The organism is gamma proteobacterium symbiont of Lampromicra miyakona, from assembly GCF_059730895.1.
This window is the reverse complement of sequence record NZ_AP035932.1, coordinates 1094695-1107231: the sequence shown is the minus strand read 5'-3', so window position 1 is coordinate 1107231 and position 12537 is coordinate 1094695. Positions and strand designations below refer to the sequence as shown.

11 protein-coding genes are annotated in these 12537 nt (G+C 57.2%); 6 read left to right on the top strand and 5 right to left on the bottom strand.

What is annotated here, in order from left to right; all coding sequences use genetic code 11:
• Nucleotides 1-126: 126 nt before the first annotated feature.
• Complete coding sequence (gene purL / locus AC6I8P_RS05050) at nucleotides 127-4017, bottom strand: phosphoribosylformylglycinamidine synthase (protein WP_058775645.1); 3891 nt, start codon at nucleotides 4015-4017, stop codon at nucleotides 127-129.
• Between the two features lie 270 nt (nucleotides 4018-4287).
• Here purL and mltF point away from each other — a divergent pair, with 270 nt between their 5' ends.
• Nucleotides 4288-5745 (top strand): membrane-bound lytic murein transglycosylase MltF, encoded by a 1458-nt coding sequence (mltF, locus tag AC6I8P_RS05045; RefSeq protein WP_021506534.1) that lies wholly within the window; start codon nucleotides 4288-4290, stop codon nucleotides 5743-5745.
• Here the strand turns inward: mltF and tadA are convergent.
• Both tadA and yfhb read right to left on the bottom strand, forming a co-directional pair.
• Nucleotides 5742-6236, bottom strand: coding sequence for a tRNA adenosine(34) deaminase TadA (tadA, locus tag AC6I8P_RS05040; RefSeq protein ID WP_071813580.1), 495 nt, complete (start codon nucleotides 6234-6236; stop codon nucleotides 5742-5744). The two genes, mltF and tadA, sit on opposite strands and share 4 nt — an antisense overlap.
• Nucleotides 6237-6293: 57 nt before the next feature.
• The gene (yfhb, locus tag AC6I8P_RS05035; protein WP_010618503.1) at nucleotides 6294-6932 is read right to left on the bottom strand and encodes a phosphatidylglycerophosphatase C; all 639 of its coding nucleotides are present in this window, start codon (nucleotides 6930-6932) and stop codon (nucleotides 6294-6296) included.
• A 216-nt stretch (nucleotides 6933-7148) separates the two neighbouring features.
• Here yfhb and AC6I8P_RS05030 point away from each other — a divergent pair, with 216 nt between their 5' ends.
• The 5 genes from AC6I8P_RS05030 to AC6I8P_RS05010 all read left to right on the top strand — a co-directional run bounded on the left by AC6I8P_RS05030 (nucleotide 7149) and on the right by AC6I8P_RS05010 (nucleotide 11424).
• A complete protein-coding gene (locus tag AC6I8P_RS05030; protein WP_021506531.1) occupies nucleotides 7149-7988 on the top strand; it encodes a MurR/RpiR family transcriptional regulator in 840 nt (279 codons plus the stop codon).
• Nucleotides 7989-8170: 182 nt separating this feature from the next.
• Complete coding sequence (locus AC6I8P_RS05025) at nucleotides 8171-8533, top strand: GtrA family protein (RefSeq protein WP_031279382.1); 363 nt, start codon at nucleotides 8171-8173, stop codon at nucleotides 8531-8533.
• Nucleotides 8530-9441: a glycosyltransferase family 2 protein gene (locus tag AC6I8P_RS05020; RefSeq protein ID WP_021506529.1), complete on the top strand. Its 912-nt coding sequence runs from the start codon at nucleotides 8530-8532 to the stop codon at nucleotides 9439-9441. The genes AC6I8P_RS05025 and AC6I8P_RS05020 overlap by 4 nt, the downstream gene beginning before the upstream one ends.
• Nucleotides 9438-10859 (top strand): glucosyltransferase domain-containing protein, encoded by a 1422-nt coding sequence (locus AC6I8P_RS05015; RefSeq protein WP_230201045.1) that lies wholly within the window; start codon nucleotides 9438-9440, stop codon nucleotides 10857-10859. Before AC6I8P_RS05020 ends, AC6I8P_RS05015 begins: the two co-directional genes overlap by 4 nt.
• 316 nt (nucleotides 10860-11175) lie before the next feature.
• Nucleotides 11176-11424, top strand: coding sequence for a YfhL family 4Fe-4S dicluster ferredoxin (locus AC6I8P_RS05010; RefSeq protein ID WP_010617759.1), 249 nt, complete (start codon nucleotides 11176-11178; stop codon nucleotides 11422-11424).
• Here the strand turns inward: AC6I8P_RS05010 and acpS are convergent.
• Together acpS and pdxJ are read right to left on the bottom strand one after the other, a co-directional pair.
• Nucleotides 11421-11801, bottom strand: a complete 381-nt coding sequence (acpS, locus tag AC6I8P_RS05005) for a holo-ACP synthase (RefSeq protein WP_010617758.1) — start codon at nucleotides 11799-11801, stop codon at nucleotides 11421-11423. The genes AC6I8P_RS05010 and acpS overlap by 4 nt on opposite strands.
• Nucleotides 11801-12532 (bottom strand): pyridoxine 5'-phosphate synthase, encoded by a 732-nt coding sequence (gene pdxJ / locus AC6I8P_RS05000; protein WP_021506526.1) that lies wholly within the window; start codon nucleotides 12530-12532, stop codon nucleotides 11801-11803. The genes acpS and pdxJ overlap by 1 nt, the downstream gene beginning before the upstream one ends.
• Between the last annotated feature and the right edge of the window lie 5 nt (nucleotides 12533-12537).

Sequence of the window (12537 nt, the reverse complement as noted above, 5' to 3'; positions counted from 1 at the left end):
CCACAGATGTCAGGGAATCACAGCGGATCGAGAGCAGTGTCCACGCGACAAAATTAAAAAAGGCCGCGTTGAGCGGCCTTTGCACGGTGCCCGTGAATGGTCACCGGTAAGAGACAGGATTCAGGTTTAACCCAGCTGCTTGCGCGCGTTGCGGAAAATGCGCATCCACGGGCTGTCTTCGCCCCACTCCGCCGGATGCCACGAATTGCTGACGGTGCGGAACACGCGCTCCGGATGCGGCATCATAATGGTGACGCGCCCGCTTTCGTTGGTCACGGCGGTGATGCCGTTAGGTGAGCCGTTCGGGTTTGCCGGATAGGTCTCGGTGACCTTGCCGAAGTTATCGACGAAGCGCAGCGCCACCAGCCCTTTCGCTTCCAGCTCAGCCAGATGCGCACCGTCACGCACTTCAACAAAACCTTCACCGTGCGAGACGGCAATCGGCATGCGAGAACCGACCATGCCGTCCAGCAGCAGTGACGGGCTGGCGGCCACTTCCACCAGGCTGAAGCGTGCTTCAAAGCGCTCGGACTGGTTACGCACAAAGCGCGGCCACAGCTCGCTGCCCGGAATCAGTTCACGCAGATTCGACATCATCTGGCAGCCGTTACACACGCCCAGCGCCAGCGTCTGCGGACGATGGAAGAAGTTTTCAAACTCGTCACGCACGCGGCTGTTGAACAGAATCGATTTCGCCCAGCCTTCGCCCGCACCCAGCACGTCGCCGTAGGAGAAGCCGCCACAGGCGACCAGCGCGTGGAATTCCTCCAGACCACGACGGCCCGCCAGCAGATCGCTCATGTGCACGTCAACCGCGGTGAAGCCTGCGCGGTGGAAGGCAGCAGCCATCTCAACGTGCGAGTTCACGCCCTGCTCGCGCAGCACGGCAACGCGCGGACGCGCGCCAGTGGCGATCATCGGTGCCGCCACATCCTCTTCCGGACGGAAGGTCAGCTGCACGTTCAGGCCAGGATCGTTATCGTCTTTCTTCGCTTCATGTTCCTGATCGGCACAGGCCGGGTTATCGCGCAGGCGCTGCATCTGCCAGGTGGTTTCAGCCCACCAGGTACGCAGGGTGGTACGGCTTTCGCTGTACACCGCGCTGTCGCCGGAGCGGATAACAAAACGGTCGCCCGGCAGCGCTTTACCGATGACGTGAACATTGCTGCTCAGACCGTGATCGGCAAATACTTTTTCCACAGCCGCGCGGTCGGCAGCGTTAATCTGCAGTACGGCGCCCAGCTCTTCCGTAAACAGTGCTGCCAGCGCATCGCTGCCCAGCGCGGCGATATCCGCCTCAATACCGCAGTGGCCGGTGAAGGCCATCTCAGCCAGCGTGACCAGCAGACCGCCATCCGAGCGGTCGTGGTAAGCCAGCAGTTTCTGCTCGCTGACCAGCGTCTGAATTGCATTGAAGAAGCCAGCCAGCTGCGCGGCATCGCGCACGTCGGCCGGTTTGTCGCCCAGCTGGCGATACACCTGTGACAGCGCCGTGGCGCCGAGGGTGTTAGCACCGTTGCCGAGATCCACCAGCAGCAGCAGGTTGTCGCCTTCCGGCTGCAGCTGTGGCGTTACGGTGCGACGCACATCTTCAACACGTGCAAAAGCCGTAATGACCAGCGACAGCGGCGAAGTCATTTCGCGCTGTTCAGTGCCCTGCTGCCAGCGGGTTTTCATCGACATGGAGTCTTTACCCACCGGAATGGTGATCCCCAGCGCCGGGCACAGCTCTTCGCCCACCGCTTTTACCGCGGCGTACAGGCCAGCGTCTTCGCCCGGGTGACCGGCTGCAGCCATCCAGTTTGCCGACAGCTTCACGCGCTTCAGTGAACCGATCGCGGTCGCGGCCAGGTTGGTCAGCGCTTCGCCCACCGCCAGGCGGCCGGACGCGGCGAAATCAAGCAGCGCTACCGGCGCACGTTCGCCCATGGCAAACGCTTCACCGTGGTAGCTGTCAAGGCTGGCAGTGGTCACGGCGCAGTTCGCCACCGGGATCTGCCACGGCCCGACCATCTGATCGCGCGCCACCATGCCGGTTACGCTGCGGTCACCGATGGTCACCAGGAAGGTTTTTTCCGCCACGGTTGGCAGGTGCAGCACGCGGTTTACCGCATCGGCAATGGTAATGCCGTCCCGCACCAGCGCATCACCTTTCGCCTGCTGGCTGGCCACGTCGCGCGTCATTTTTGGCGTTTTACCCAGCAGCACGTCGAGCGGCATGTCGATCGGTTTGTTATCGAAGTGGCTGTCGGCAAGGTTCAGGTGCTGCTCTTCGGTCGCTTCACCAATCACCGCGTACGGCGCACGTTCGCGCTGGCACAGCTCATCGAACAGCGCCAGTTTGTCCGGCGCAACCGCCAGCACATAACGCTCCTGCGACTCGTTGCACCACACTTCCAGCGGGCTCATGCCTGGCTCATCGCTGAGGATGTCGCGCAGGTTGAAGTTACCGCCGCGGCCGCCATCGCTCACCAGCTCCGGCATGGCGTTAGACAGGCCACCGGCACCGACGTCGTGAATAAACAGAATCGGGTTGGCTTCGCCCAGCTGCCAGCAGCGGTCAATCACTTCCTGACAGCGACGCTCCATCTCCGGGTTGTCACGCTGCACCGAGGCGAAGTCGAGATCGGCATCCGACTGGCCGGACGCCATCGAGGACGCCGCGCCGCCGCCAAGGCCGATATTCATCGCCGGACCGCCCAGCACGATCAGCTTCGCGCCAACCACGATTTCACCCTTTTGCACGTGATCGGCGCGGATGTTACCAATGCCGCCGGCCAGCATGATCGGCTTGTGATAGCCGCGCAGCTCAACGCCGTTATGGCTGTTGACCTGCTCTTCATAAGTACGGAAATAGCCGTTCAGCGCCGGGCGACCAAATTCGTTGTTAAACGCGGCGCCGCCTAACGGGCCTTCGGTCATGATATCCAGCGCGGTAACAATGCGATCCGGCTTGCCGAAATCCTCTTCCCACGGCTGTTCAAAGCCGGGAATACGCAGGTTGGAAACCGAGAAGCCGACCAGACCCGCTTTCGGCTTCGCGCCACGTCCGGTGGCACCTTCGTCACGGATTTCCCCGCCGGAACCGGTGGCGGCACCTGGCCATGGCGAAATGGCCGTCGGGTGGTTGTGGGTTTCCACCTTCATCAGGATATGCGCGGCTTCCTGATGGAACTCGTATTCGCCCTGCTGCGCATCCGCGTAGAAACGCCCGACCTCGGAGCCTTCCATCACTGCGGCATTGTCTTTATACGCCGACAGGACGTGTTCCGGATGCTGCTCAAAGGTGTTTTTAATCATTTTAAACAGCGATTTCGGCTGTTTTTCGCCGTCGATAATCCAGTCGGCGTTAAAAATCTTGTGACGACAGTGCTCGGAGTTCGCCTGGGCGAACATATAGAGCTCGATGTCGTTCGGATTGCGGCCCAGTCTGGTGAAGGCATCAAGCAGGTAATCAATTTCGTCATCGGCCAGCGCCAGGCCGAGCGTGCGGTTAGCCTGTTCCAGCGCCTCGCGCCCACCGCCCAGCACGTCTACGCTTTTCAGCGGCTGCGGCTCATGATGCGCGAACAGCTGTTCTGCCGCGCTGAGCTCCGTGAACACGGTTTCCATCATGCGATCGTGCAGCAGGCTGGCCAGCTGCTGCCACTGCGCGTCAGTCAGCTGCGGTGCCTGTACATAGAAGGCCAGACCGCGCTCCAGGCGCAATACCTGTGGCAGGTCGCAGTTGTGGGCGATATCGGTGGCTTTCGATGACCAGGGAGAAATGGTGCCGGGACGCGGCGTCACCAGCAACAGACGCCCTTGTGGCGCATGTTCGGCGAGAGAAGGACCGTATTTCAGCAGACGCTGCAGGCGGGCTTGCTGTTCCGCGCTGAGCGGTGCGCTGACATCGGCGAAATGGACGTACTCGGCGTAAATATCACTCACCGGCAGATGAGCGTCCTGAAAGCGGGTCAGCAGTTTGTTTACACGAAATGCCGACAGAGCGGGCGAACCACGCAGAATTTCCATCATTAAAGATCTCTCGTCTTCGAAGCGCCGGGCGACGCTTCATGGGGCGCAACAGGGAAAACGGGCGGTATTATAGAGAAATGGCACGGGTTACGAAACCGTTTGCGCAGAAAAACTGAGCCTCAGGATTTGCCTGAATTTTGCGCAAATCTTGCTATATAAGTTGCCCTGTTGCGCTTTGTTGCGCAAAATGCCCCTCGCTCTGGGAGTGCAAAACAACATAAATACTGCCTTTAAAAGACAGAGGCCTGTGAGCCATTACGAGACAACTATTTGAAACGCCTGAAATTAAATTATCTGTTTATCGGTCTGATCACCGTGCTGCTTGCGCTGGCGCTGTGGCCGTCCATCCCCTGGTACGGGGGCGGAAAAGACGCGTTATCACAGATCAAATCGCGGGGAGTGTTGCGCATCAGTACCGTCAACTCGCCGCTGACTTACTACACCATCAATAATGCACCAGCCGGTATGGACTACGAGCTGGCGAAGCGCTTCGCCGATTATCTTGGCGTGAAGCTGGAAGTCACGGTGCGGCCCAACCTCGGCGACCTGTTTGACGATCTCGACGACGGCAAAGCCGACCTGCTGGCCGCCGGGCTGATCTACAACAGCGAGCGCCTCAGCCGTTATCAGAGTGGCCCGAGCTACTATTCCGTGTCGCAGCAGCTGGTGTATCGCATCGACAAACCGCGGCCCAAAAACCTTGGTGATCTGAAAGGCCGGCTGATTGTGCAGTCCGGTTCGGCCTATCTGTCAACGTTACGTTCCGCCAAAGCGGACAGCTATCCCGATCTCGACTGGGCCATTTCCACCGATATGGGCCAGAAAGCGCTGCTGGAAGCGGTCGCCGACGGCAAGCTCGACTATACCGTGGGGGATTCGGTGACCATCGGCCTGCTGCAGCGTATCCATCCACAGCTGGCAGTGGCGTTTGATATTACCGATGAAGAGCCGGTGACCTGGTATCTGCCACGTAACGATGACGATAGCCTGAACGCCGCCATGCTCGACTTCTACAGTCAGATGGGGGAAGAAGGCACCATGGCGCGGCTGGAAGAGAAGTATCTCGGCCACGTCGGCACCTTTGATTATGTCGATACCCGCACCTTCCTGCGCGCAATTGATAACACGCTGCCGGATATCAAGCCGCTGTTTGAGAAGTACGCGTCCAGTATCGACTGGCGCCTGCTGGCGGCGATTTCCTACCAGGAGTCGCACTGGAATCCGCAGGCGACCTCGCCCACCGGCGTGCGCGGCATGATGATGCTGACGCGCAATACCGCTGACAGCCTCGACGTGAACGATCGTCTCGATCCGGAACAGAGCATTCGCGGTGGCAGCGAATACCTGCGGCGCATGATGGAAAAAGTGCCGGAGACCATTCCGGAAGATGAACGCATCTGGTTTGCCCTGGCGGCCTATAACATGGGCTACGCACATATGCTGGATGCACGCCGGCTGACCCTCAAACAAGGTGGCAATCCGGACAGCTGGGCCGACGTTAAGCTGCGCCTGCCGATGCTGAGCCAGAAGCGCTATTACGCGCAGACCACTTACGGCTATGCGCGCGGCCACGAAGCTTATAACTACGTTGAGAACATCCGTAAGTATCAGATCAGCCTGGTAGGCTATCTGCAGGAGCAGGAGAAACGGCTGGCGCAGCAGTCGGCGCTGGAAGCGGAACTCGGTGCCGGTTATCCAGCCGTCGAACCGAAGATTGCGATGAACTAATCTGCGCGCAGCGCCTGCCGCTGCGCGCGCTTCTGTTCCCGGCGCATACGGAAAAAGTCGCTCAGCAGCGTGGCGCACTCCTCTGCCAGCACGCCATGCGCAATCTCTATCTGATGATTCATGCCCGGATGGCCGATCACATCCAGCAGCGAACCGGCGGCACCGGTTTTCTCATCCTTAGCGCCATAGACCAGACGGGTAATCCGGCTGTGCACCATGGCACCGGCACACATCACGCACGGCTCCAGCGTCACGTATAAGGTGGTGTCGAGCAGCCGGTAATTATCAATCACTTTTCCGCCCTGACGCAGCGCCATAATCTCGGCATGCGCGGTGGGATCGCACTGGCTAATCGGCCGGTTCCAGCCCTCGCCAATTACTCGGTCACCCTGCACCAGCACCGCACCGACCGGCACTTCGCCCTGCTCCCACGCACGCCGCGCCAGTTCAAGCGCGTGGCGCATCCAGTATTCATCAGTTTGTGGGTTCAACGGGCAACTCCTGCGGATTAACAAGGCGGCGCATTATAGACGGAATCCAGCTGCGATTCACTCCAGCTGTTGCAGTTCACCGCGCGGCGTCACGCGCCAACGATGCTGGCAGAAAAACAGCAACGGGTTATCCTGCTTGCTGTCGCTGTAGCCGCTGTAAAGCTGCAGCGGCGTACCGATTTTTTCCTCGAGCTGCGCCACTTTTTCATGGCCAAGACAGCGCATGGCTAATACCCGGCCGCCACGGCCCGGTTTCATCTGGCTGGCGATCAGCTTCACGCGCGGCAGAAACGCGGAATCAAAATAGACCTGCTCCACCAGCGACTGCGGCGAGCCGGTAATCAGCCAGACATCGGCGTCTTCACTGCTGAGGTAGTCAGTCAGCCGCTGCTGCACCACCGGAAACGCGGTAACGCGCTCGCGAAACCAGCGGGCAAATTCGGCCTCACGCTGGCGCAGCGTGGCCTCACGATGGCCAAAGGTGATAGCCCACAGCAGCAGGCTCATCGGCCAGCGCGCAGCGCGGCCCTTTATCAGCATACCCATGCCGATGACCGGCAGCAGCGGCACCACCAGCACCAGATTGAGCGGCTGGCGGCGCAGCAGATAACGCATAAATGTGCCAAACATGTCCTGCTGATGCAGCGTGCCGTCCAGGTCAAAAAATACTACGCGGCGATGCGAACCCTTTGTCAAACCCGACTCCTTTTTCTAAACGCGGCGATACCTGCTCTACAGTGTAGCCAGCATCGCGCGCCGGGGCGAAAGCTGTCATTTTTAATTCCAGTGGCTACAATGCCATTTGAATAGTTTATTCTCTGCGTCGGCGCGATGTCATCTGACATTCCTGGCCAGACATTTCCTTCCGCGAGCGGCTAAGCTGTGTGCGGGACTATGGATTAAGGATCGGACATGAGTTCATTGCTGCGAATTCGCCAGCTCTACCCACGCCTGGCGCTGAACGAGCGTCGGCTGGCGGATTTTTTGCTGTCGCAGCCTGATCGGGCACGGCATCTGAGTTCACAAAAACTGGCGGAAGAGTCAGGCGTCAGCCAGTCGAGCGTGGTGAAGTTCGCCCAGAAACTGGGTTACAAAGGCTTTCCGGCGCTGAAGCTGGCGCTGAGTGAGTCGCTGGCCGACCGCGATGCCATCACCGTGCACAACCACATTCTGAGTGACGATCCGCTCAAAGTCGTCGGCGAAAAGCTGTTGACGGAAAAAATTTCGGCGATTCGCGCCACGCTGGATATCAACAGCGAAGAGAAACTCACGGAAACGCTGCAGCTGCTGAAAAACGCCAACCGCATTCTGCTGGTCGGCATTGGCGCCTCCGGGCTGGTGGCGAAAGATTTTTCGTGGAAGCTGATGAAGATTGGCATCAACGCCGTCGCCGAGCAGGACATGCACGCGCTGCTGGCCAGCGTTCAGGCGATGGCACCCGGCGATGTGCTGCTGGCAATCTCCTACACCGGCGAACGTCGCGAGATCAACCTCGCGGCGCAGGAAGCGGCGGCGATTGGCGCCGATGTGCTGGCGTTTACCGGCTTTACCCCGAATTCGCTGCAGCAGTGCGCCACGGTCTGCCTGTACACCGTCGCCGAGGAGCAGAGCACGCGCAGCGCGGCCATCTCCTCCACCAGCGCCCAACTGGCGCTGACCGATCTGCTGTTTATGGCGCTGGTGCAGAACGATCCGGAACGCGCCTCCAGCCATATTCGTCACAGCGAGGAGCTGGTGAAAAAGCTGGTCTGATTGCCCCATGCTCAGGATATTCCCCACCCTGCCTTAGCCCGAAATTGATCATCGGGCGGGGCAATGGTTTTGTTGCCTGTCGCTATCCTTGTTTTGGCCCGATTAAACGCATTTTCAGCATCGGGCTTGCAGGATAATTTCCGATGTATATGATCAGGGCAAATTTACTCATCTCTCTCGTCATGCTGAAACTTATTTCCCGTTATGCAGGAATTGGCGTTATCAACACCGCGATTCACTGGACGGTGTTTGCGCTTATTCTCAAGCTGTTCGAGTCAGGTCAGGCTATGGCTAACTTTGGAGCATTCTGCGTTGCGGTGACGTTTTCCTTTTTTGCTAATGCCCGCTGGACCTTCTCTTCTGCAGCCACGCCCTTGCGTTACCTGCTTTATGTCAGCTTTATGGGAGGCATGGCGGCGCTGGTTGGCTGGATGGCCGACGCCTGCACGCTTTCCCCGGTGATTACCCTGATACTCTTTTCCTTTATTAGCCTGGGTTGCGGCTTCATCTACTCTAATTACATCGTTTTCAGGGAAGTAAAATGAAATTGTCTCTCGTCGTGCCCGTCTTCAATGAAGAGGAAACCATTCCACTCTTTTATCAGGCGGTTCGTCATGAATTAGCCGGCTATCAGGTGGAAATTGTTTTTATCAATGACGGCAGTAGCGATGGCAGCGAAAACATCATCAATGCCCTTGCCATCTCGGATCCGCTGGTCATTGCGCTGTCATTCACCCGCAATTTCGGCAAAGAACCCGCGTTGTTTGCCGGACTGGAGCATGCCACCGGTGACGCGGTTATCCCGATTGATGTTGATCTGCAGGACCCCATCGCCGTTATCCATCAACTGGTTGAACGCTGGCAAGCGGGTGCCGATGTGGTTCTGGCTAAACGGAAAGATCGCAGCGCCGATGGGCATGTCAAACGTAAAACAGCCGAGTGGTTTTATCACTTCCACAACCAAATCAGCTCGCCGAAAATAGAGGAAAACGTTGGCGATTTTCGTCTGCTGTCGCGCGAGACGGTAGAACATATAAAAAGCCTGCCGGAAAGGAATCTGTTCATGAAGGGCATTTTATCCTGGGTTGGCGGTAAAACAGCGATTGTGGAATATGATCGGGCTGAACGCGTCACAGGGGTGTCGAAATTTAATGGCTGGAAATTGTGGAATCTGGCATTAGAAGGATTAACCAGTTTTTCAACCTTCCCCTTGCGCATCTGGAGTTACATCGGCGGTAGCGTCGCGTTACTCTCCTTTCTTTATGGATTCTGGATGATCATCGATAAACTGCTCTGGGGCAATCCGGTGGCGGGTTACCCTTCGTTGCTGGTTTCCATTCTGTTTTTGGGTGGAGTGCAACTTATCGGCATCGGTGTTCTGGGCGAATATATTGGCCGAATCTACATTGAGTCCAAACAAAGACCACGCTACGTAATTAAGAGCAGGAAATGAAAAAAACAGTTTTTGAGCGTCATCCCTCCGCCATGTATCTGATACTGGCCGTCGCTTTACTCATCGGTTATAGCCCGGTTTATTTATCAACATACGGATTTTCCGACGACTGGTTCTATTTATACGCATCCACTACCGATGCATTCAGTATTTTCAAATGGGATATCTTATCGGGCCGACCTTTTTATGGTGCTATCCGCTACTTCTTCGCTTTCCTGATCGATGACGTGCAGGATTTGACCTGGCTCCGTGTACTCTCATTATTAAGCCTGATTTTACTGGGCGGGTACATTATCCGTTTCCTTGAGCGTCGCAGCATTTTCGCCAGCGCGGTCCAGCGTCTGACGTTTGCCACGTTGATTTGTTTGCTGCCCTCATTTCAGGTTTTTGTCGGCTGGACAGTCTGCTTTCCTTATGTCCTGTCCGTGCTGCTGGCGGGCATCAGTTATTCAACGCTGGCGGAAAACAAAGGCCTGGGCCGGGTGCTACTGTCGGCTATTTGCCTGACGCTTTCCTTTGCGATTTACCAACCCGCAGCCATGAGCTTTTTATTCTTTGCCCTGCTCGATCTGGGCATGACCCGGAATAATTATCAGCGCAGCGCGGTGATCAAGCTGATGTTGATGCTGGGATTTGGCATGGTGATGGCGCTGGTGCTGGCGAAAGTTCTGCCGCTCGTGCTGTTTAATGAAGTACTGGCCAGAACCAATATCACCTTAGCGCCGCTGAAAAAAATCACCTGGTTTATCGCTGAACCGCTCAGAAATGCGCTGTGCAACTTTGATACCGGGCGCTCGATTGTCAGCATTATCATCTCCTGCTCACTGATCATCGTGGGCATTGTGAAGGCACCCAATTTCAAACCGCGTAAAGCTTTTCTGTTCCTGTTTTTCCTGCTGGCGGCGGGCATTCCTAATCTTTTGGTGAGTGAGGACTGGGCAGCCTATCGCACGGTTATCGCGCTGTCGTTAATCACTACCTCAGCCTTCATTGCTGGCTTATTCGTAATCTTTAATAAGCTGAAGATAACCACGTCTGCCAGTATCGTTTGCCTCGTTATTGCAGTGCTCTCATGCATGCTGAATATTCATAAGGGCTTTTCTACGCCTCAGCAGCGCGAGTATCAGTTGTTAAGCAACGCAATCATAGAGAATGTGCCTGCAGAATACTCTGGCCAGCTTTATTATCGTATCGATAGCGACAACTTACCTGCTGTCGCAAAATCCAAAAAATACGATGAGTTCGGTTCGCTTTCGCTGGGTATGCCATGGACCTTTGCCGGTATGGCCGACGCGATTAAAAAAGAGCACGCGATGAAGTTTTCCTTGCCAAAGGCGCCCGTTATCTACGGCAGCGATAAATGTCCAGGTGATTGTCTGACGCTGGATGCCACCCACGTGCTGGCACCGGTAAAATAAAGGCCAGCGCCGCCACTATTTCGCTAACCGCGCAACGGCTCTGCTTACCGTTGCGTGGTTTTCTGGCTATGGCGCGACATCAGATCGGCTGGTAGCAGCCACGTTCTGCTGGCGGCTGAATACTACGCTAAGTCATTTTTTGAACGCCACTCGTCGTGATAATATGCGTGCCGCTCAGGGGCTCGCCCCGCTGGTTTACGCCTGCATCGATTGAAAAATCACACTGCAAAGCGCTATTTCAGCAGGCGTTTTACCCCGGAGAGCGGAACTAACCAAGAAACATGCAATGAAAACAAGCAACTGATGAGCTTATGCAATGGCACTGATAATTACTGAGCGCTGCATTAACTGCGACATGTGCGAGCCTGAGTGCCCGAACCAGGCGATTAGCATGGGTGAATCGATCTATCAGATCGACGCTGACCGCTGCACTGAATGCGTGGGTCATTATGATGAGCCGACCTGTCAGAGCGTCTGCCCGATTGATAACACTATCCTTTCAGACCCACAGCACGTGGAAAGTCGTGACGCGCTGTGGGAGAAATTTGTGCTGCTGCACGCTTAATCTTCGATAATCACCGTAGCGCAGGCATAGTGGCGCTCGTCGGCCAGCGTGACGTGCACATGCTGCACGCCCAGCTGGCTGGCAATCACTTTGGCCTGTTCAAAGAAGCGCAGGCCAGGCTTCCCCAGCGCATCGTTGTACACTTCAAACTGATTGAACGCTAAACCACCGCGAATGCCGGTGCCGAAGGCTTTTGCCGCCGCCTCTTTCACCGCAAAACGCTTGGCGAGGAAGCGCACCGGCTGCTGATGCGCCTGATACTGCTGCCACTCCGCTTCGCTCAGCACGCGGCGCGCCAGACGATCGCCGGAGCGTTCAATTACGCCGGCGATACGCTCGATCTCGACGATATCGCTGCCCAGCCCCAGGATGGCCATTAGCGGCGCGCTTCCCGCATCAGCGCTTTCATGTCGCTAACCGCCGCTGCAAGACCGCTGAACAGCGCACGACCGATAATCGCGTGACCAATGTTCAGCTCATGCATTTCCGGCAGCGCAGCAATCGGCTGGACGTTGTGATACGTCAGACCGTGGCCAGCATTGACCTTCAGGCCGCGGCTGGCGGCAAAGGTCGCAGCGCTGGCGATACGCGCCAGTTCGGCATCGCGTGCCAGTCCTTCCGCTGCTTCAGCATAGGCGCCAGTATGGATTTCAATGTAAGGCGCACCGCTGGCGACCGCCGCTTCAATCTGGCGCTGATCGGCATCAATAAACAGCGACACCAGAATGCCCGCCTCGCTCAGCTGTTTGACTGCCGCGTTGACCTTGTCCTGCTGACCGGCCACATCAAGGCCGCCTTCGGTGGTCACTTCCTGGCGCTTTTCCGGCACCAGGCAGACAAAATGCGGTTTGATGTCGCAGGCGATGCCCACCATTTCGTCGGTGACTGCCATCTCAAGATTCATGCGGGTATGAATGGTGTCGCGCAGAATCCGCACGTCGCGGTCGGTGATATGACGGCGGTCTTCACGCAGGTGCACGGTAATGCCGTCTGCGCCCGCCTGCTCCGCGACAAACGCGGCCTGTACCGGATCGGGATAGTTTGTGCCACGCGCGTTACGTACGGTGGCGATGTGATCGATGTTGACCCCTAACAGCAACTCAGCCATGACAA